19 protein-coding genes are annotated in these 20957 nt (G+C 61.8%); 13 read left to right on the top strand and 6 right to left on the bottom strand.

What is annotated here, in order from left to right; all coding sequences use genetic code 11:
* Positions 1 to 90: 90 nt before the first annotated feature.
* A complete protein-coding gene (locus tag HDE77_RS02990; RefSeq protein WP_184415678.1) occupies positions 91 to 1131 on the top strand; it encodes an HDOD domain-containing protein in 1041 nt (346 codons plus the stop codon).
* A 206-nt stretch (positions 1132 to 1337) separates the two neighbouring features.
* On the opposite strand, the gene HDE77_RS02985 is transcribed toward HDE77_RS02990, so the two are convergent.
* The 5 genes from HDE77_RS02985 to HDE77_RS02965 all read right to left on the bottom strand — a co-directional run bounded on the left by HDE77_RS02985 (position 1338) and on the right by HDE77_RS02965 (position 5570).
* Positions 1338 to 2609, bottom strand: a complete 1272-nt coding sequence (locus HDE77_RS02985; protein WP_184415677.1) for an HDOD domain-containing protein — start codon at positions 2607 to 2609, stop codon at positions 1338 to 1340.
* Positions 2610 to 2701: 92 nt separating this feature from the next.
* A complete protein-coding gene (locus tag HDE77_RS02980; RefSeq protein WP_184415676.1) occupies positions 2702 to 3148 on the bottom strand; it encodes a flagellar protein FlgN in 447 nt (148 codons plus the stop codon).
* Positions 3145 to 3459: a flagellar biosynthesis anti-sigma factor FlgM gene (gene flgM, locus HDE77_RS02975; RefSeq protein ID WP_184415675.1), complete on the bottom strand. Its 315-nt coding sequence runs from the start codon at positions 3457 to 3459 to the stop codon at positions 3145 to 3147. Before flgM ends, HDE77_RS02980 begins: the two co-directional genes overlap by 4 nt.
* Before the next feature lie 105 nt (positions 3460 to 3564).
* Complete coding sequence (gene flgA / locus HDE77_RS02970; protein ID WP_184415674.1) at positions 3565 to 4263, bottom strand: flagellar basal body P-ring formation chaperone FlgA; 699 nt, start codon at positions 4261 to 4263, stop codon at positions 3565 to 3567.
* Positions 4260 to 5570 (bottom strand): methyl-accepting chemotaxis protein, encoded by a 1311-nt coding sequence (locus HDE77_RS02965; RefSeq protein WP_184415673.1) that lies wholly within the window; start codon positions 5568 to 5570, stop codon positions 4260 to 4262. Before HDE77_RS02965 ends, flgA begins: the two co-directional genes overlap by 4 nt.
* A gap of 223 nt (positions 5571 to 5793) precedes the next feature.
* On the opposite strand from HDE77_RS02965, the gene HDE77_RS02960 reads away from it, so the two are divergent.
* The 12 genes from HDE77_RS02960 (at position 5794) to flgL (ending at position 17260) form a co-directional block, all read left to right on the top strand.
* Positions 5794 to 6723 carry a chemotaxis protein gene (locus HDE77_RS02960; RefSeq protein ID WP_184415672.1) on the top strand — a complete coding sequence of 310 codons (930 nt, stop codon included), beginning with the start codon at positions 5794 to 5796 and terminating at the stop codon, positions 6721 to 6723.
* A 190-nt stretch (positions 6724 to 6913) separates the two neighbouring features.
* Positions 6914 to 7315, top strand: a complete 402-nt coding sequence (gene flgB, locus HDE77_RS02955) for a flagellar basal body rod protein FlgB (protein ID WP_184415671.1) — start codon at positions 6914 to 6916, stop codon at positions 7313 to 7315.
* Positions 7315 to 7746 (top strand): flagellar basal body rod protein FlgC, encoded by a 432-nt coding sequence (gene flgC / locus HDE77_RS02950; RefSeq protein WP_184415670.1) that lies wholly within the window; start codon positions 7315 to 7317, stop codon positions 7744 to 7746. The genes flgB and flgC overlap by 1 nt, the downstream gene beginning before the upstream one ends.
* Before the next feature lie 15 nt (positions 7747 to 7761).
* A complete protein-coding gene (locus tag HDE77_RS02945; protein ID WP_184415669.1) occupies positions 7762 to 8442 on the top strand; it encodes a FlgD immunoglobulin-like domain containing protein in 681 nt (226 codons plus the stop codon).
* Positions 8443 to 8481: 39 nt separating this feature from the next.
* Positions 8482 to 9711 carry a flagellar hook protein FlgE gene (gene flgE / locus HDE77_RS02940; protein WP_184415668.1) on the top strand — a complete coding sequence of 410 codons (1230 nt, stop codon included), beginning with the start codon at positions 8482 to 8484 and terminating at the stop codon, positions 9709 to 9711.
* A 9-nt stretch (positions 9712 to 9720) separates the two neighbouring features.
* Positions 9721 to 10461 carry a flagellar basal-body rod protein FlgF gene (gene flgF, locus HDE77_RS02935; RefSeq protein WP_184415667.1) on the top strand — a complete coding sequence of 247 codons (741 nt, stop codon included), beginning with the start codon at positions 9721 to 9723 and terminating at the stop codon, positions 10459 to 10461.
* 37 nt (positions 10462 to 10498) lie between these two features.
* Positions 10499 to 11284: a flagellar basal-body rod protein FlgG gene (gene flgG / locus HDE77_RS02930; RefSeq protein ID WP_184415666.1), complete on the top strand. Its 786-nt coding sequence runs from the start codon at positions 10499 to 10501 to the stop codon at positions 11282 to 11284.
* Between the two features lie 8 nt (positions 11285 to 11292).
* Positions 11293 to 11979, top strand: coding sequence for a flagellar basal body L-ring protein FlgH (gene flgH, locus HDE77_RS02925; protein ID WP_184415665.1), 687 nt, complete (start codon positions 11293 to 11295; stop codon positions 11977 to 11979).
* A complete protein-coding gene (locus HDE77_RS02920; RefSeq protein WP_184415664.1) occupies positions 11979 to 13109 on the top strand; it encodes a flagellar basal body P-ring protein FlgI in 1131 nt (376 codons plus the stop codon). Before flgH ends, HDE77_RS02920 begins: the two co-directional genes overlap by 1 nt.
* Positions 13109 to 14071 carry a flagellar assembly peptidoglycan hydrolase FlgJ gene (gene flgJ / locus HDE77_RS02915; protein WP_184415663.1) on the top strand — a complete coding sequence of 321 codons (963 nt, stop codon included), beginning with the start codon at positions 13109 to 13111 and terminating at the stop codon, positions 14069 to 14071. The genes HDE77_RS02920 and flgJ overlap by 1 nt, the downstream gene beginning before the upstream one ends.
* Positions 14072 to 14123: 52 nt before the next feature.
* The gene (gene flgK, locus HDE77_RS02910; protein ID WP_184415662.1) at positions 14124 to 16019 is read left to right on the top strand and encodes a flagellar hook-associated protein FlgK; all 1896 of its coding nucleotides are present in this window, start codon (positions 14124 to 14126) and stop codon (positions 16017 to 16019) included.
* A 2-nt stretch (positions 16020 to 16021) separates the two neighbouring features.
* The gene (gene flgL, locus HDE77_RS02905; RefSeq protein WP_255482517.1) at positions 16022 to 17260 is read left to right on the top strand and encodes a flagellar hook-associated protein FlgL; all 1239 of its coding nucleotides are present in this window, start codon (positions 16022 to 16024) and stop codon (positions 17258 to 17260) included.
* A 104-nt stretch (positions 17261 to 17364) separates the two neighbouring features.
* Here flgL and HDE77_RS02900 read toward each other — a convergent pair whose 3' ends face one another.
* Positions 17365 to 20916, bottom strand: coding sequence for a glycosyltransferase (locus tag HDE77_RS02900; protein WP_184415661.1), 3552 nt, complete (start codon positions 20914 to 20916; stop codon positions 17365 to 17367).
* Between the last annotated feature and the right edge of the window lie 41 nt (positions 20917 to 20957).

Here is a 20957-nt window from a genome sequence, read left to right as displayed (position 1 = left end):
CTGACGGCGGCATCGTAGTGCGCTTACACTAGCGGAGACTCGCTGGGGTATACGCTGGCAATGGATCCGGCGGAGGGGCGCGAGGGGGTTATGGGCGAATTCTGGAAGCGATTGTTTACACGCAACGTGCCGACGGTGAGGCCGGGATTTTCCGTCGGTCATGTTCCGCTGGCGGTGGCCGTCGCGTTGACCCCGGACAACCCTGCGCCGGACAGCGCAGAGATCGAGGACCGATTTTACCGCCTGGTTCTGGGTATGCCCGAATCCGCAGTTGTCGAACCGCTTCCGTCAGAACTGGCGATGCTCAAGCGACTCCACGAGCTCTGCGGCGCCGACCGCTTCGATATCGGGAGCCTGCCGCGTCTGCCTGCCGTATTGCCCCAGCTGCTGCGCCTGCTCAAGAGCGATTCGGCTGACGGTACCAAGCTGGCCCAGTTGATCGGCCGCGACCCGGTGCTGGTCGGTGAGGTCATGCGCGTGACCAAGAGCGCGCATTACCGCACCCTCAAGCCGATCGTCAGTCTTCAGCACGCCGTGGTGTTGCTCGGTCAGGAAGGTCTGCGCCAGATGGTCACGCAACATGTGATGAAGCCGATCCTGCAAGCCGGTGCTGGCATGTTCGGCTATGCCGCAGGGCAGCGCCTGTGGGATCACGCGGAGCGCAGCGCGCACGCCAGCATGTTTCTAGCCCGAGGTCAGGGCGATCCGTTTGAAGCGTACCTGGCTGGAGTCGTCTGCAATGCAGGCGTCGGCGCGATGATTCGTGTGCTGGATCGGGAGGCTCCTCCGACACTGGGCGTCTTTAGCCGGGATTTTCTTGCCAGCTGCGCAAAGATCGCGAGTCATCTGACCCTGCGTGCGGCGCAGCACTGGGAATTGCCGTCCAACGTTATCCAAGCGCTGCGCGAGCGGATGGATGTGGACGACAGACCGCCGGTCACCGCATTGGGCAAGGCTCTGGTGGCTGGCGATCAGCTGGCGATGATCCAGTTGCTGGCTGAAAACCACCTGGTGCCGCACACCACACCGGCGGCCCACGATCGCATCGATGGGCTGCCGCAAGCGCAGATAGATCGTGCGCAGCAGGACTTGCAGCGAAGCTTTCGCGTGCAGAACGACTACGTCGACTGAATGCCCGAGGGCATGCGTCCATGGCGCGTGTCGATCTTTGCAGCAGGTTTTCTCAGCGACGCAGGCAGGCCGCAATCGCGCGCGCTATGCGGGTGACGTTGCGGGTGTTTCGTGGGCAGCGTCCGGATGAACCCACGCAGGACTCCGGGGAGCGCGCGTGATGTGTCAGCTCCCGGCTTCAATAACCCTGGGCGATGGTAGGTAGATCAGTACGCGCGCTGATCGGCGAAGTTGTAGACCTGGTCGGCCCACTGCGTCGCTTCAAGGTAGACCGTGGCCATCCTCAGGATGTTCTGCGGCTGCACATTGGTTGCACCCAGTTCACCCGCTTCCCAGATATAGATCTGTTCAAGCAGAGGTGCGAACGGGCCGCGGCCTCCCACCAGGGCCTCAGTGATCTCGGGCGCGAGTGGCAGATGGCTCAGCACGAGCTCCATCGGAGCGCACATCAACGTATCCAGCAGAGACAACAGGCCCGTCATGAACGCCATTTCCTGATAGTTGGCGGACATGCCCTGTGCCAGCTTTTCGCACATGTGGGCGCGAATAAGCGCGGCGCGCAGCAGCTCGGGCGGCCGGTCGTTCATGCCGCTCAGCGCCATCGCGTAGATCCAGTTGCGCATGCGCGCCACGCCGAAAAAGATCGCCGCCTGCTGAATGGATTTGAGCTGTCGCGGCAGTGCGAAATAGGCGGAGTTGACGCAGCCGAGCAGCTTGTAGCTCAGTACCGCGTCGTCGCGGACGATCTCGCCCAGTTCGACCGGACCCGGATTGTTCTCCTGCAGCGCGTTCATCAGCCGCAGCAGGTTCATGCGGTTGGGCGTGAGGACCGGCGCTACGATCTGTTCGGGCAACAGCAGATAACGTCCCTGCACGGCCTGCAAGGCGAGTGGTTTGCAGCGGTGGTAGATCTCGTGATCGTCCACGAATCCGGCGATGACGCCCAGACCACGCGCATGCAATTGTGCGCTGCGCAGAGCGAGCGTAGCGGCATCGAGCGCACCGGCATCCAGACGCACGTATTTGGCCATGGCCAGCAGTGGTTCAAGATTGCCGTAGGGTTCATCGGTGTTCGCATCGAGCTCGCTGAGGTCGAGCAACAGCGAGCAATTGCGTAGCGCCAGTTGCTCCAGCAGTTCGGTGTCGTGAATGCTGGTCGGATCAATGATGATGCCCAGGCGCGGATGGTGCGCCAGCACATCGATCTGCTCGATCAACAGATCGCGCGGCAGTCGAAGGAATGCGCGGTTACCGCGAACCAGCCGGGCCATCACGCCATCGGTGATGGTGGAAAGCAGGCGCCGCATGAGGGCTGCTTCTGCGTCCGGCTCCAGCTCGTCGCGGTGAAACATCAATTCATAAGCGAACAGCTGGCCGCTCTTGTCCAGCATCGGGCTGCGCACCACCGGCAGGTGCGTATCGCCGAGCAGGATGGTGGTGGCGTCGCTGGACGTCGTTGTAGCTGAGATTGTGTTCATTGTTCTTCGTCGGGCGCGGGCGGCTGCATTGCGTTTTCAGGGGGTGGCAAAGGCTCGGCCGCCACCGTCGCACGATCTTGGGTAGCGTCGTATCAGGCTTCGGCCAGCGGCAGCGAACGATGTCCGGCGCGAAGTTCTCCGCTGTGGCTGTAGATGCCAGTGTCGTTGCCGCTCCCCGTCAACACGGAAAGCGCCCGACGCACCTGGGACAGTCGCCGGCCGACCAGCGCGCCGTTGCGTTGATTTTTGTCCCTGCAGGTCGTCAATGTCTTGAGAAGATCGCCCCAGGCGGGCTGAACTTCCTGCGCAGCATGCGCCGACGTGGCAACGATATGCAGGCGCTCGGCATCGAGTTGTTCGAGTCGGCGCATCAGCATTTGCTTGGCCTCCCCCGCGCGATTCAGTGCGCTGGCATCGGCGCTGTTGAGCGCTTCGCGTTCCTCGTCCAGCACGATGACCAGCTGTGCGGTGGCCGCGCTCATCTCGTCCACGACGGTGCGCAGGGTGGTGTCGAGTTCGGCCTGCAGCGGCGCGTTCATGGCGTGCCGTTGATCTGGCTTTCGAGCGAGGTGAGACGGTCGGCAATCTTGCCGGCGTCGACACTGTAGGTACCGTCAGTAAGCGATTTGCGAATCTGCTCGACACGGGCGGTATCGACCGGGCTTTGCGCATTCGTGCTGCTGGCTTGCTGCAGCGCGCGCGCCGAGTCGGTCAGTTTGACGCTGTCGTCGGCCTGCGCCGCAGACGAGCCGCCGGCGACGGTCGAGCCGGCCTGACTGCCGTTGCTACCCTGGTTGGTCTTCGCCTGCGGTAGCGCGGGCAATCCGTTGGGTGAAATAGTCGTGTTCATAGGCGTGGGATTCTCTTGTGCGATGAGCCCTGTAATGGGATATCGGCGTGTCTACCTAAAACTTTAAGGTCGTTGAGGCCACTTAGTATGCTTTTTTATCAAAAGTTAAGGTAACGCCTTTACTTCATCGGCTCCCAGCACCACTCCGGCCACCACAAGGCCCGAATGAGTGTTGCGCACACGCAGGCGCGCCCCGGTGTCGCCACCGTCCAGCGCCAAGCCGGCAGTACGTACTTCGATGCCATCGAGCTGGGCGATCAATTGCACCTGATCTCCGGCACGCACCACCTCGCGGCCGTTGAGTTGACCAGGCTCCAGCACCGAGCCCGAGCTTAACGGCCGCGCCAGCGACCGGCCGGCGAGCTGGTCCAGACTGTCGACATAGCCATAGGCCAGGTGGGTGATGTCACGCTCCTCGGTATGGACGTCGCCCAGCCCGATACTGTCGCCTCGAGCCAGCGGTCGAACAGTTACCAATACCTGCCGGTAGACCTGCATTTGCACGGGGACCTGGATCACCCAGCCGCCGTTACCGGGGCAGATGACCGACACGGCGACCCGTGTGGTCGCGCCCTGACGCGACGGCAGGCGTGCCTGCAAGGCTTGCGGGCAGGGTGCCAGGCGCAGGTGCGGGTTAAGTTTCTCCGGCACGATCACCACCCGGCTGCCGGCCTGGCCATATTGCGCGCGCACCGCCTGCTCGGCGACGGCACGCAAGTCCGTGGCCGTATCAGACGCGGCCATCGAAGCGGCCGTTGCCGCGGTGGATGCCAGCAGCAAGGCGGTGAATACACGCCGTTTCATGGGCGGTTGTCGGCCAGCATGCTGGCGAGGTGCGTGTTGATCGCCTCACGCTCGCTCTCGAACTTGCTGGACATCTGTGCAGCCTGATCGAGCTGGCCGTTGCCGAGCAGCTCGAGGAAGGCGGTGCCCTGCTCATGCAGGCGGGCAGCGGATTCGCGCAAGCTCAGATTGGCCGGATGATTGCTATGGCGTGCGGCAAGTCGACCGAGGCTACGCTGCAGTGCATCCGTGTCGAACCATCGGCGGTCCAGCGCGGTGGGTTCTCGCAGTGCCAGCTCCATGCCGTGGCGCAAGCCCTGCACGGACTCGCGCACGGTCAGGCTGAGGCTGGCGATGTCGTCGCCACTTTCGCTTTCCAGCCAGCTCAGACAGAGCCGGTGTGCCAGCACCGCTGCACGATTGAGTGCTTCGCCATGGCGAAGCGCTTCGTTGGCGCGACGTTGCAGCGCGCCAAGCGATGCTTGAATCGTGGTGGCGCGAACCTGCAGGCCGTCCTGGTTCTCGCACAGCGAGCGCAGGCGTCCACCGGCACCCTGCAGTGCCTCGCGCCCCTGATTCAAGGATGCTTCCGCGGTAACGATGCCCGTCTGGGCGCGTTCCAATCGTTGCAGGCCAAGCTGCACGTCACCATCCATATGTAGCGAGAACTCGCCGATGGAGCCGGTCACTTTCTCGATTTCGGCGGTAGCCTGCGAAGTTTTCTCGGCGAGCTGCTTGACCTCGTCGGCGACGACGGCGAAGCCGCGACCGGCCTCGCCAGCACGTGCCGCTTCGATCGCCGCATTGAGCGCGACAAGATTGGTCTGATGGGCGATTTCCTGCACACTCGTGGTCAGGTCGCGAATCTGTGCGACTTGCTCGGCGAGATGACTCTGGTTGTGGTTCATTGCCGACAGCGCGCTGCGCAGCAGTCGCAGTTGGCCATTCAACTCGCTCACGGTGGCCTGGCTGTGTTCGCCGGCCTTGCTGGCCGCTTCGATGCCAACCTGTACCTGTTGCAGGGCCGTCGAGATCCCGGCACTGCCGTCCGTCAAGCGACCGACGCCCTCGCGGCTCTCGCCAGCGGATTGCTCCAGCGCGGCCTGCTCGCGATTAAGTGCCTGTGCATTGGTCAGCACCAGACTCTGCTGCTCCAGCGATTGCAGCGCCACGGATGCCGGTGGGCGGGGCGCCAATCGCGCCAACAGGGGCGCCAGCGCGCTTGCGGCGCTGGGATGCTTGCGACTCAACGCCGCCAGCTGGGCATCGTTTCCAGCGAGGGCAGCTTGTATCAGGGCGGCCAGATGCTGGCTGCGAATCAGGCTCATAAGCAAGACAATTCCTTGAAGGTCGGCTCCCATAGAGATCGTCTGGAAGCGCATAAACTTGAGTAAGCAAGGCACATGCCATGGCCGATCCTGCAGTGGCAGGCGCAAATCGCGAGGCGCATAGGGGAGGGATCAAAGCCGGCAGCCTCAAGTCGGCGCATGGCGCGGCCGATAGCGTGCGATGAGTCGCATTAGTCGCGACGGATCGCATCGAGGAAAAAACATGGCCGCCGCACAGTTGCTGCAAAGCGTGGAAAGCCATACCCGGCTTGCCGGGCACAATCGGGTGGCGATGCTGCTGTTTCGTCTGGGCGATGCCCAGCTGTTTGGCATCAACGTATTCAAAGTGCGCGAGGTACTGCGCAAGCCGCCGCTGGAGCGCATGCCTGGCGCACACAAGTTGCTGGCGGGCAGCTGCGACTATCGTGGCAAGACAATACCGGTGATCGACCTGGGCGTGGCCATGGGTTACCCGCCCCTGACGTCGGTGGACTCGGCACACCTGGTGGTGACCGAGTTCAGTCGTTCGGTACAGGGTTTTCTGGTCGCCGATTTCCAGCGCATCGTGCACTGCACGGGTGAGTCGCTGGAGTCGCCGGCCGGTGCGCTGGGTTACGGCCATCGAGTCAGCGCGGTCACGCGCATTGATGGCCAGCTGATGGCGGTGATCGATGTGGAGCAGGTGCTGGCCAGTATTGATGGCTCGGTCGTGGAGATCTCGACGCAGCTGCAACAGGCCGCGGAGCAACGCACGATCACGCCGCGCCGAATCATGGTCGTGGACGATTCGCTGGTGGCGCGTCAGCGGCTGGTGAGCTTGTTCAAGCAGATGCAGCTCGACTGCGTCATCGCGCAAGACGGGCATGAAGCATTCGATCGCCTGATGGAGCTGGCGAGCGGCCCGGCCGATGGCGGCATCAAGCTGGTGGTGTCGGATATCGAAATGCCACGGATGGACGGTTACGCGTTGACGCGTGCGATCCGCGAGGAGCCCGCGCTGCGTCGTCTGAAAGTGGTGCTGCATAGCTCATTGAGTGGTGTCTTCAACGAGGCGATCGTGCGGGAGGTCGGCGCGGATCGTTTCATCGCGAAATTCCAACCCGATCTGCTGGCGCAAACCGTTTTGGAATTGCTGGAGCTGTCAACAAATTGACGTCGGATTTCCGGTCTTAGACACGTCGGGATTTCGTCCCGAGGCGTCGACATAACGTCATCAGATGCGGGTGCGGCGCGCGGCCGAGCGCGCTCTGGCGCCACTGCGGCGCTGATTCGCCCGTGTGTTTGGCGATGGCATGTAACTTGCTCCCGACCCCTCAGGCAGCTATTGCCGCAGGGAGCTTGTAGTGACCAATACCACCGACAGCGTGTTCGGACTGAACGCTCAGGCACTCGCCTTATGGCAGCGCCGTTCGGAAGTTATTGCCTCGAATCTGGCCAACGCAGACACACCCGGCTATCAGGCGCGCGACGTGGACTTCCGCAGCGCACTGCAACAGGCCAGCGGTGAGTCGAGTCAGCTCGCGCTGAGCACTCCGAGTGCCGGTCAGATCGGAGCTGCCGGCAGTGACGCCGATCAGCTCAAGTATCGCGTGCCGATGCAACCAAGTATGGACGGCAACACGGTCGACACCCAGGTCGAGCAGGCCGCCTTCGCCGCCAATACCGTGCACTACCAGGCCAGTCTGAGCTTCATCAACAGCACGATTCAGACCTTGCGTCTGGCCATCACCGGAGGAAACAACTGATGTCGTTGATGAAGATTTTCGATACTGCGGGTTCCGGCATGGCCGCGCAATCGCTGCGCCTCAACACAGTGGCCAGCAATCTTGCCAACGCCGACAGCGTCAGCAACAGCCCCGACTCTGCGTATCGCGCGAAGGAGCTGTTGTTTGCACCGACGCAGGGCGTGCAGGAAGGCTCGATGACGCAGGACGCCGACGAGGGCACCAACGGCGTGCGCATGCTTGGCGTGACCGAAAGCCAGCAGCCGGTGGAAACCCATTACGAGCCCGGCAATCCGATGGCCGATGCCAGCGGCACCGTATACGGCAGCAACGTCAATCCGATCGACGAGCTGGTCAACATGATTTCCGCGTCGCGTTCGTATCAGAACAACGTCGAAGTGATGAACAGCGCCAAGCAGCTGGCGCTCAAGACCATCGAACTCGGTAGCTAATTCAAGGAATCGCACATGACCACCATCAACGCTACCAGCGCCAACGCTCCCACCCTCTCGGGAAGCACGAACGTCACCAGTGCTCCCTCATCGGGCGCGCAGATGACCCAGGCGGACTTTTTGCAGCTGATGACCACGCAGCTGCAGGCGCAGGATCCGACCAAGCCGATGGACAACTCGCAGTTTGCCTCGGAGTTGGCGCAGTTCAGTCAGTTGTCCGCAACGCAGAATATCGACACCGATCTGCAGACGTTGAGCGGCAACGTGAGCAGCGGGATGCAGACATCGCAGGTATTGAATTCGGCCAACCTTGTGGGGCGCCAGGTCCTCGTGCCGTCGAGCAGTCTCAGCTACAGCGGCAGCGCCGTGAATGGCGCGGTGAATGTCACCAGCCCCGGCGATGTGCAGGTATCGATCGAGGACGCCAATGGCAATGTGGTTCAGACCATGGATCTGGGCACGCAACAGGCCGGCCTGTCCCCCTTCAGCTGGAACGGCACCGACAGCAGCGGCAAGCAGCTGCCGGCCGGCACCTATAGCGTCACGGCGAATAACGGTGGCAACAGTGCTGCGCTCTCGACCTATGTCGCCGGTTCGGTCACTGGCGTCGGCTACGGCGGCAGCAGCACAGGCACTTATTTACAGGTGGCCGGGATTGGCGGCGTGCCGCTAAGCCAGGTCGCGCAGATCAACTGACGTCGGCTCTGTCCGCACTTACTTTTCGAGGAATCCAGCATGGCTCTCAATCAGGCGCTCAGCGGTATCAATGCGGCTCAGTCCGATCTCAACGTGATCGCCAACAATATCGCGAACGCCGGCACGGTGGGTTTTAAAGGCTCGACTGCGCAGTTCGCGGATATCTTTGCGGTCACCGGCCTCAACCTGAGCGCAACCGCGATCGGTAGCGGCGCCGAACTGACCAAAGTCGCGCAGCAGTTCACTCAAGGTGACATCGAAACAACCAGCAACAGTCTTGATCTGGCCATCAGCGGCGATGGCTTCTTCACGATCAACAATGGCAGTGGTCCGCAATACACGCGTGACGGTGCATTCCATCAGGATCCCAACGGCACCGTGGTGACTGCTGATGGTTCGAATTTGCAGGTCTATCCGCCGAACGGGGCGGGCGGTTTCGATACGAGCACGCTGACCAATCTTCAGCTCAACACCGCGCAGAGCAGCGCCACCGCAACCAGCACCATCACCATGAGCGCCAACCTGCCGGCCAGTGCAGCATTGCCGGCCGACGCACCGTTCAATCCGAGTGATTCGCAAAGCTATACCAACGCCACGCCCCTGACGATCTACGACTCGCAGGGCGGTTCACACCAGGCGACGGTGTACTACGTCAAAACCGGCAACAACACGTGGAACGCGAATCTCTATGTCGATGGCCAGAGTGCTGGCTCGCAGGCGGTCACGTTCAATTCGTCCGGCGTCATGGCCACTCCAGCCGGCGGCAATCTTGTGTTCACACCGGTGCAGCCGACCAATGGCGCCACCTTCCCCGCCACGATGACGGTCAACCTGGCCAACACCACCCAGTTCGGTACCGCATTCTCGGCAGGTCCAACCACTCAAAATGGTTTCCAGGCGGGCACGCTGTCGAATGTGGACATCGGACCCGACGGCGTAGTGACGGCGTACTACTCCAATTTCCAGAGCAGTCAGATCGGTCAGGTGGCGATGGCCAACTTTGCCGATCCGCAGGGCCTGAGCCAGCTCGGCAACACAACCTGGGCCGCCACCGGTGCATCGGGTAACGCGATCATGGGCACCGCCGGTACCGGTACATTCGGGAGCACCAACATTCAGTCCGGTGCGCTGGAAACCTCCAATACATCCGATACCACGGCGCAGCTGGTCGACATGATCCAGGCGCAACAGGACTATGAGGCGAATTCGCAGATGTTGAGTACCAGCGACTCGCTGGCCCAAACGCTGATTCAGGCCGTGAACCACTAATCGATAGCCATGGATCGCTCCGTATACATCGCGATGACCGGCGCCACGCAGACCATGCGTGCGCAGGATGCAGTGAGCCACGATCTGGCCAATGCATCGACCGTGGGTTTCAAAAGCGCGCTCAGCGCCTTCCAGAGCATGCCGGTCCTCGGGGCCGGCGCGGCGACCCGCATCAACGCGGTAGCCCAGGGCGTTGGCAAGGACTATTCGCCGGGCGCGATCCAGCAGACCGGTCGCTCACTGGACGTTGCGGTCAACGGGCCCGGCTGGATTGCAGTGCAGGCAGCCGACGGCAGTGAGGCTTACACGCGAGCAGGCAATTTGCAGCTCGGCTCCGACGGAAGTCTGACCGACGGTCGCGGCAATCCGGTTCAGGGCGGTGGAGGGCCGATCACCGTGCCCGACAGTGCACAGATCAGCATCGGCAGCGACGGCACGATCTCCACCGTGCCGATGGGCGAGGGTCCCAATACGATCGCGGCAGTCGGTCAAATCAAGCTGGTGAACCCCGATCCCACGCAGCTGACCGAAGGCGCGGATGGGCTGATGCATCTGGCGGACGGCGGTCAGGCCGATACAGATCCCAGCGTGTCGTTGGCGCCGGGTGCGCTGGAGGCAAGCAACGTCAATCCATCTTCGGAGCTGGTGAAGATGATTTCGTTATCGCGTCAGTACGAAATGCAGGTGCGTTCGATCAAGACGGCTGAAGACGATTCCGATGACAGCATGAAACTTTTGCAGACCAGCTGATCCCGGTCGCTCTGCACCCAAGATTTAGGAGTAAGCAATGTTTTCCTCTCTATGGATTGCCAAGACGGGCCTGGATGCACAGCAGACTCAGATGGACGTCATTTCGAACAACCTGGCCAATGCCAGTACGACCGGCTTCAAGTCGTCGCGCGCGTCGTTTCAGGATCTGATTTATCAGAACGAAGGCCAGCCAGGCAGTCAGACCACCGAGCAGACCCAGTCGCCTACGGGTCTGTTGCTGGGCACCGGCGTGAAAGTGGTCGGCAGCGAGAAACTCTTTACCCAGGGCGCGATCACGCAGACAGGCAACGCGCTGGATGTCGCAGTGCAGGGCAACGGATTTTTGCAGGTGAGTCTGCCGGATGGAACCGTGGCATTTTCCCGCGACGGTTCGCTGCATCAGGATTCGACCGGGCAGCTGGTCACGGCTGACGGCTATGCGCTGGTCCCGGCGATCACGCTGCCGACGAATGTCGGCAAGATCACCATTGGCACCGATGGCACGGTTACTGCGACCAGCAATGGTTCGACCACGTCGACCCAGATCGGTGTATTGCAGCTGGCCAACTTCATCAATCCGGCAGGGCTGCAGTCAATGGGCCAGAACCTTTATCTGGAAACCGAGTCCAGCGGCACGGCGCAAACCGGGCAACCCGGCGTCAACGGCATGGGAACCTTGTCGCAGGGGTCGCTGGAATCCTCCAATACCAACGTGGTGGAGGAGATGGTCAACATGATCGAAGCACAGCGCACCTATGAGATGAACTCCAAGTCGATCAGTGCCGTCGACGACATGTTGCAGTTCGTCATCAACAAGACCTGAGCTCCATCATGCAATATCTGTCCCTATGCACGCGTGTCGCCCTGGCGCTGGCTTTTGCCGCGCTGGCCGGATGCGCGATGCAGCCAAAACACGACGACGCCGATTGGGCGGCCACACCACCGGCGGAGCCGCCTGTGGCAACGCAGACCGATGGTGCGATCTACCACGACATGCAGAACATGGAATTGTTTGCGGACGCGCGCGCGCATCGCATCGGCGACATTCTCACGATCAACCTGGTCGAAAGCACCCAGGCCAGCAAGAAGTCCGAAACCAGTACCAGCAAGACCGACAAGAACCAGATTGGCGCACCGCAGATCCTGGGCCATTCGCTGAGCATTCACGGTGGCAAGGCAGCCGACACCACCGCGAACGCAGCAAACAGTTTCGACGGCGCCGGCAGCAGTACGCAAAGCAATCAGTTGAGCGGTCAACTCACAGTGACGGTGGCGCAGCGTCTTTCCAATGGCAACCTGCTGGTGCGCGGCGAGAAGTGGCTGACGATCAATCAAGGCCAGGAGCTGGTGCGCATTTCCGGCATCGTGCGAGCGCAGGACATCGAGCAGGACAACTCCGTGGACTCCACGCGCGTCGCCGATGCGCGGATCGCGTACACCGGCCGCGGCACTCTGGCTGACGCCAATACGCAAGGCTGGCTGTCGCGCTTTTTCAATTCCAAGTGGATGCCTTACTGATGATCGCCCGGTGCTGGAAGCGATCGTCGGTCAGCGCGCTATTCGCCGTGCTGGTATCAACGCTGGCGCTGATCCCGCAGGCGCATGCGGACAAGGTTCGCGATCTGGTGCAAGTCGCCGGCGTGCGCAGCAACCAGCTGATCGGCTATGGGCTGGTTGTCGGCCTCGACGGCACGGGCGATCAGACCACCCAGGCACCGTTTACCACGCAGAGCCTGGAAAACATGCTCAAGCAGTTCGGTGTCTCGGTACCGACCACCATTCAGCCGCAGCTTAAAAACGTCGCGGCGGTGACGATCACGGCCGAACTGCCACCGTTTGCCAAGCCGGGTCAGGCCATCGATGTCACCGTGGCATCGATCGGCAATGCCAAGAGCATCCGTGGTGGCGAATTGCTGATGGCGCCGCTGCGCGGTGCCGATGGCAACGTTTACGCGATGGCGCAGGGTAGCGTGGTCGTCGGTGGTGTCAGCGCACAAGGCAAGAGCGGTTCCAGCGTGCAAATCAATATCACCGCGAGTGGCCGCGTGCCCAACGGCGCGACGGTCGAGCGCGCAGTGGTTTCCTCGTTCGGCACGGCCGGCGATATGGTTCTGGATCTGAATACCGCTGACTACATCACCGTCGGACGCATCGCCGACGCGATCAATCATCTCTATGGTTCGGGTACGGCGCATGCGGTGGACGGAGGTTCGGTGTCCGTGCGCGGACCGACCGATCCCGCTCAGCGCGTCGAGTGGCTTGGCGCGATCGAATCGCTGGATGTTCAGCCCGGTGACGTGCCCGCACGGGTGGTGGTCAATTCACGCACGGGCACGGTAGTCATCGGTTCGGATGTGCGGGTTACCGCTGCCGCGGTGGCGCATGGCTCGATCCAGGTCACCATCAGCGAGCAGCCGCAGGTGAGCCAGCCGGCGGCTTTCAGCAAAGGCCAGACCACGGTCGTGCCCGAGAGTAATGTGACGATCAGCCAGGACGGTGGGCACATGTTCAAGTTCGGCCCCGGGGTCAGCCTCGATTCGATCGTGCGCGCGGTGAATCAGGTCGGTGCCACGCCGAATGATCTGATTTCGATTCTGCAGGCGCTCAAACAAGCCGGCGCGCTGCATGCCGAGCTGGTGGTGATCTGATGGCCGACGTGGTCCAGGCGGGTGCGCAAAGCTTAAGCACCTGGACTGACCTGTCCGGGTTCGGTGCCCTGCGTCATCAGGCCGAATCCGACAGCAACGCCACGTTGCCCGCGGTGGCCAAACAATTCGAATCGATCTTCACCCAGATGATGTTGAAGTCGATGCGAGACGCCAACGCCAGCTTTGGCGATTCCATGTTCGATAGCCAGGCCGGCAATGAATGGCGCGACATGTTCGACCAGCAGCTGTCGCTCAATCTTTCCCAGCACGGCAAGGGTCTGGGTATCGCCGATCTGCTGGTGCGTCAGCTTGGCAGCCACGGTGGACAGATCGGCGCTACCAAACAGGGAATGGTCGATCCGAGTGCGGTCGGTCTGGTGGACGGCTGGCGGCAACGGTTGCATGAGGTCGCTGATGCGACGCGCTCGGCAGGTCGCGCCTTGTTGGCGTGGTTGCCGGACGACGCGGAGCAATTTGTGCGCGAGCTGGCACCACAGGCCAGCGTTGTGGCCAAACACCTGGGCTTGTCGTTGCGCGCCGTGCTGGCCCAGGCCGCGCTGGAGACGCAGTGGGGCAAACACATGCCCACGCATCCGGATGGCAGCAGCAGCTTCAACTTGTTCGGCATCAAGGCCAGCGGCAGCTGGGGTGGGTCCAAGGTCAGTGTGCCCACGGTGGAGTATCAGGATGGGATTGCCGTGCGCAAGCAGGCGCAGTTCCGATCCTATAGCTCACCGGGTGATTCGCTGGCCGACTATGCCGATCTGATCGGCAAGGATCCCCGCTATGCACACGCGATTGGCCGCGGTGACGACGTGCTCGGCTATGCATGGGCATTGGTGGACGGCGGTTACGCCACCGATCCGGACTATGCGACCAAGCTGGCCGCGATCGCGAACAGCCCGATGATGCGCCAGGCGCTGGATGCGCTCAAGAACGCGACTTCCGTGCCGAAACCCTGAGATGGCCCATGCCATCGGTACGCCCGAAGCTTAAGTTTAAAAGGAATGCTCCATGTCCAGCATGCTCAGTATCGGCATCTCCGGGATCAACGCGGCGCAGGTCGCGCTGAGCACGGTCAGCAACAACATCGCCAATGCCAGTACTCCTGGCTATAGCGACGAGAGCGTGAATCAGAGCGAGGCCATCTCGCAACGCGGTGGCCAGTTCACCATCGGCAGCGGCGTGGACGTGCTTGGCGTGCAGCGTGCCTACAGCCAATTCCTGACCACCGCCGTGTGGAGCAGCACGTCCAGCCTGCAGGGTGCGACCACCATGGGCAGTCTGACCGGCACGCTCAACAGCTTGTTGAGCAACAGTGGCAATCTGCAGACCGCGCTGGACAATTTCTACGGTGGCTTCAGCAGCGTCGCCAGTTCGCCGAGTGCGGCATCCACGCGCTCGGCGACTCTTGGCGGCGCTACTTCCGTGGCAAGCGTATACAACACGCTCGGCCAGCAGCTTACCCAGCAGTCGGCGTCGGTCAACAGTCAGATCGGCGGTACCGTTACCAGCATCAACAACCTGGCCTCACAAATCGCGACACTCAACGGTCAGATTGGCCAAGCCAACCCCAGCGGCACGCCGAACAGTCTGCTCGATCAGCGCGACAACCTGGTGCAACAGCTCGCTGGACTCACCGGCATGTCCGCGGTGACCGAGAGCAATGGCTCGGTCAGCGTCTATACGACCGCCGGCCAGGCCTTGGTCAGCGGCACGCAATCCTACGCACTGTCGGCGGGAAGCAATCAGTACGATCCGACCAGTACCGACGTTTTCGACAGCGCCGGCAACGACATCACATCGCAGCTCACCGGTGGCACGCTGGGTGCGCTGATCAACTATCGCAGCAACGTTCTCGAACCGGCGCAGAATGCGCTGGGCCAGTCGGCGATCGCACTCGCCTCCAGCGTCAACGGGCAGCAGGCACAGGGGCTGGATCTGAATGGCAAGCAGGGTCAACCGATTTTCAGCGTGGGCTTGCCAGCCGTGCTGCCGTCGAGCAACAACTCGACAGGCGGGGCAACGGTAACAGCATCGGTCAGCGACGTTTCCCAGCTGACCAGCTCCGATTACATTTTGAGCTACACCGGAACCGGCACCGGCACCAACGGTTGGAGTCTGAGCACGACGGGTGGGCAAAGCGTACCGTTGACGGCCAATCCCGACGGCTCGCTATCGGCCGATGGTTTGACTTTCGGTGTCTCCGGCACGGCGCAAAAGGGTGACAGCTACGAGATCCAACCCACCCGCAACGCTGCCAACTCGCTGACGGTAAGCATGACCGATCCCAACGGCATTGCAGCCGCATCCGCGTTGACGGCGACGGCCGCCAGCGCGAATACCGGAACGGGCAAGGTCGGTTCGATCAGCGTCAGCAATGCGACGAACGCCAACCTGCTTGCCGGTGCCAGCGTGAAGTTTGGTGCGGGCGGTGCCTATACCGTTACCGATGGCAACGGCAATACAACGACCGGTACGTTTACCGCCGGTCAGCCGATTACCGCCGATGGTTGGAGCCTGACCCTGAGCGGTACCCCCGCCAGTGGCGACAGTTTCAGCGTGGCGGCCAACACCAACGGACTCAATGGCAACTCGAACGCGCTGTCGCTGGCGGGACTGTCCGATGTCGGTGTGCTCAATGGCGGAAAGACGTCGATCGTGAACAGCTACGCGAACCTCACGACGCAGATCGGAACCGCTGGTAGTCAGGCTGCCTCCGACCTGACCACACAGACCAATCTATTCAACCAGGCGCAAAGCAGTCAGCAGAGCGTCGCAGGCGTCAACATCAATCAGGAAGCCGCGAACCTGGTGCAGTTTCAACAGGCCTATCAGGCCTCGGCGCAGGTGATCTCCACCGCGCAGCAGCTTTTCACCAGTCTGATCACTGCGTTACAGGACGGCTAATCATGATGCGTATCTCGACGAGCTGGATGTACCAGCAATCGCTGAACACCATGTTGAACCAGGAGGCGGAGCTCGCCAACACCCAGAACCAGGTCAGCTCCAGCAAGGCCATCAACGTCGCGTCCGACAATCCGGTCGGCGCATCGCAGATTGTCGGGCTCAACCATATCCTGGCGGAAAACACCGGGTTCGCGAACAACATCGGCAGCGCCAATACTCGGTTGTCGACCGAGACCAACACTCTGAGCTCCGTCAGCAACTTGCTCAACGGCGTGAACGACCTTGCTTTGGGGTCCATCAATGGCTCGATGTCGTCCGGCGATATGAGCGATATGGCGACCCAGTTGACGCAGATGCGTAACTCGCTGGTGCAATTGGCCAACACCAGCGATGCCAATGGCATGGCGCTGTTTGCGGGCACCAGTACGACGACCACGCCGTTCGTGCAGAGCGCCAATGGGTCCGTCAGTTACGCCGGCAATGACCAGCAAGCGTATACGTCGATCGGGGAGGGCCTGCAGGTGGCCAATGCCGATCCCGGCAGCTCGGTGTTCATGAATCTTGCCGCGGGCAACGGCTCGTTCGTGGCGACTGCCCCCGCCAGCAACACCGGCACGTTGGTCGTGGGTGCCAACAGCGTGACCGATACCAGTGCCTGGAGTGCGGCGAACGCCGCCGGACCAGTCAACGACACGATCACGTTTGGAGCCGGCGGCACGTACGCAGTGACAGACAGTGCCGGCAATCCGGTCACTGACGCCAGCGGCAACCCGATCACCGGTACCTATCAGGACGGCGGCAGCATCAGTTTCAACGGCGTCTCGGTCACCATGAGCGGTACCCCGGCGGCGGGCGACACGATGAACGTGCAGGCCGATACCGGCTCGAATAACCAGGACGTATTCACCACGCTCAACAATATGATCAGCGCGCTGCAGAGTGGCGGCAGTTCCACCGCGTTCGTCAACACCATGAACCGTCAGCTCGAGTCGCTCAATCAGGCGATGAGCAGCGTCAACAGCACGCAGGTTTCGGTGGGTAGCCGGATGGACACGTTGCAAGATCAGCAGACCAGCGACTCCGGACTCAGCGTGACGTACCAAAGCGCGCTGTCGGATGTGCAAAACGTGGACATGGCCACGGCGATCAGCAACCTTTCGCTGCAATCGACCGCACTTCAGGCATCGCAGCAGGTGTTTGCCAAGGTCCAGGGACTGACCCTGTTCAACTACATACATTGATAGTCATGCAAATGGCGGCTCAGTTCGCGTGTCGCTCCTAGAGAAAAAGCCCCGGCGTAGCGATACGCCGGGGCTAATTTTTGCTCTCGATGCGAGCCCCTCGCTTAGCTCGGAAGCCAGGCGCTGCGCCAGTCGAGCAGCTTGTCTTGCGTCAGCATCCAGTCCCGACGTACTGCGTCGCGCAATGCGTTGCCGGATTTGGCCGTGGCGTCCATGTCGTCCAGGTGCATGCGGATCGAAGTCATCCAATCCTTGTAGCGGTTCTTCACCCGGGTCACTGGCAGCTCGTTCTGATAGCAGACGATGTCGCTGCAGATGACGGGAAATCCGCAGGCCCCGTACTCAAGCAGGCGCAGGTTGCTTTTGCAGGCATTGAAGATATTTGCTTCCAGCGGAGCCAGCGCAAGGTCGAGGTTGAGCGACGCCAGCTTGGCCGGGTATTCCTCGATGGGGACGCCCGGATGAAACTCGTGCACATAGGGACGCAGCTTGTCCGGGCACATGCCGAAGAATACCCATTCGACTTCGTCGGCCAAGTCGCGGACCACTTCGGCGATGAGTTCCAGATCACCACGATGACTCGCTCCGCCGCCCCAGCCAACGCGCGGCTTCTTGCTGGTTCGACGCTGGCTACTGACATCCCCCCACCAATTGACGGGCAATCGGTTGGGGACCACCCGGATATCTTCGTGCAGGCCGGCGAATTGCTCGGCCAGCGCCTCAGTGGAGACGACGAAGCGATCGGTCATCGCGACGGCTTTGCGAATCACCTTGAGCACATCCTTGGGCATGGTCTTGTGGAACGCGCTTTTGATCGGCACTTGAGGAAGGTAGTCGTCCAGCTCGTAAACTTTGAATGCGCCGACGAAGTCCTTGTAGCCGCGCATGATGTTGAGCTGTTCATCGGTCAGCTGGCGCTGCAGGACGATAGTGTCGGGTGCGAAGCGCTCCATGTAGATTGGCGTGAGATGCGCATCGGCGATGACACCCTCGGCAATATCCTCGCGTTGCATCGACAGCAGTGGCTGGCGCACCCGGTAATGTCCACAGCCATTGGCATCGGCGGCCACGCCGTAGATGCGCGGCGCCGAGGGCTTGCTGAAGGGCTGCCAGGCCACACTTCGACGCTGGTCGAGGTCGAAGCCGTGGCCATCCAGGCTGAGGTTGTGGTTATATGCCGGGTCGCGCGCCAGCAGCGGCAGCCACTTGCGGTACATCGCTTGCTGCTCGCTCTGGAAGCGCTTTTGCTTGGCTTCTTGCGCCGTCTTGTCGACGTTGGCCTGACTGACGCTGCCCAGATGCAGGAGTCGCGCATACGGTGTCCACACCGTCAGGTAGCCAGCCCGATGCGCCTTGAGGCACAGGTCCACGTCGTTGTAGGAGACCTTGAAGTCCTGCTCGTCCAGGCCACCCAAATCGTCGTAGACCGACTTGCGGATCATCAGGCAGGCGGCGGTGACGGCAGTGTAGTTCTGATCCACCTGCAGCCTGTGCATGTATCCGGTGGCATCCATCGCTTCACCGTTGAAAGGATGATCAGCGGGGCCGCGCAGCCCAAGCACCACACCTCCGTGCTGGATGCGGCCATCCGGATAGTGCAGCTTGGCGCCGACAATGCCGACCTCCGGTCGCTGGGCGTGATTGAGCAGCGCGTCGATCCAGTCCTCGTGCAGTACCGCCGTATCGTTGTTGAGCAGGATCAGGTACTCGCCGCGCGCCTGCGCGGCGGCGAAATTGTTGATCGCCGAATAATTGAACGGATGTGGGTAGCGCAGTACGCGCAGCTGCTCGCTCTGCAATCGCTCGATGCCGTCCAGATAAGCGCAGGCGGCAGGCTCCTGGCTGTCGTTGTCGACGATCAGCAGCTCGTAGTTCAAGTAGCTCGTCTTGGCCAGCAGGCTGTCGATCAGGCCATTGAGTATGGGCATCTGATCGCGGGTCGGGATAATGATCGAAACCAGCGGTTGCTGCGCATGCAGATAGCGCACGCGATTCATGCCGGGTACCGGGCCCGGCAGCATGTCATGCGCGATCTCGAGCCGCTGCAGATGCGCGCTGACAACCGCCGCCGAATGGTTCTGCACTGCGGTCGACGCCAGCCATTGCGGATACGGCAGGCTGGCGTGATAAAGCACTTCTGCAATATGGCCGATGGCAGGCGACCCGTAGCGCTCGGTCACCCGGAACATGAAGTCGCAGTGGGCAAGCTGATCGAAGTCCGCGTTCAGCCCATCCAGTGCGAGCAGGGCCTCCCGGCTCATCGCCAGCGTGCGCCCGATGTAGGGATAGCTGCGCAGAAGGTCGAGATTGAAGTCGGGTTTGAATAGAGGCTGCTCGTAGCCATTGCTGTCGCAGAGATCTTCATCCACATAGCAACAGGCCAGTTCAGGCTGTGCGGCAACGCGTTCGGCCAACAGCAGCAGCGCGTGTTCAGCCAGTTCGTCGCCGGCGTACAGCGGAAGCAGCCACTCGGCGTGGTTGTCGCGCACCAGCTCATTGAGTTGCGCGGTCCAGTCGTTACGCAGCGGATGCAACGCGATGCCCTGGGCGAGGGTAGGGTCGTCGACCGACAGCACGCTTATGCTGAGTCGCCGATGTTGCTGTGCGCTCAAGCTGGACAGGCTGCGTTGCAGGCCGATCGTATCGCCGACGGCATCGATCACCACCACATGTACCCGGCACAGATCCTGGCGCGTCTCCTGCACCTTCAGCTGCGTGTTCCCCAGTCGCATCGGTTCCAGCCACTGACGATAGAGTTCGGCCGGGCTGAGTACGCGTGGCACAAAACTGATCGCCAGGCCGCTCGTGTCACTGGCTACGTCGCTGCGAAAATAGTCACCGTGGTGGATCGCCGTAGCCTGTTGCAGATGGGTGTGACTCACACCCATCTGCAACAGGCGTTCCCATAGGTCCCAGTCGCCTGGGTAGAAGTATTTCCAGCAGCCGGCGTTGTAGCGAAACGTCTTCAACCCGGCGTGATAGAGGCTACCGATGCGCGAGATGACGCCGTGAGCGGGCATGTCGCTACCCACCAGGCCCTGCTCGTTGCCGTGATCATCGATAAATCGCACCTGGCTGTGCGCCCATTCGCTGCGCTGGTTTTGTGCGGCGCGAAGCAGTGTCGACAGATGCTCCGGCATGAACTCGTCATCGTCGTCTAGATGGGCGATCCAGGCACCACGTGCGCAGCGCAGGCCGAAGTTCATCGGCTTCGTGCCCGCGACATACCACAGGGGTCCCTTCATCGTCGGATAGTTGCCGCGACGCTTGAGATTGTGGAAATGCACGCGTGGATCGGTAGCGGCGGCATCGCGCAGCAATGCTGCCTGCGCTTCGTCCATGCAGTCACCGACGATCAACAGCTCCCAGTGGGAATACTCCTGGCGCAATACGCTGGGCAAGGTGCGCTCGATAATGATCTTCGCCCGGTTATAGGTCGGCACGATGATTGAGATCAGCGGTTGCTCGGCATAAGCCGCGGCATAGTCGGCGCTTGCGCGAATGCGTTGCAGCCGAGTCGGGTCGTCGCTGCGCAGGCGTGCCTTCTCGCGCAGGCCGTGCTCGTTGAAGAATTGCTGCATCAGCTCGATGCGTTGTTGTGCCTGCGACAGCTGGATCTGCTGGATCTGCTGGATCGATGGTTCCGGTCCGCTCATGGATGACTCTTCAAGTAGTGACGTGGCGACGCATTGCGCCG

The sequence above is a fragment of the Rhodanobacter sp. MP7CTX1 genome (assembly GCF_014205795.1).
In the GTDB taxonomy this organism is placed as follows: domain Bacteria; phylum Pseudomonadota; class Gammaproteobacteria; order Xanthomonadales; family Rhodanobacteraceae; genus Rhodanobacter.
This window is presented reverse-complemented; position numbering and strand designations above follow the sequence as displayed.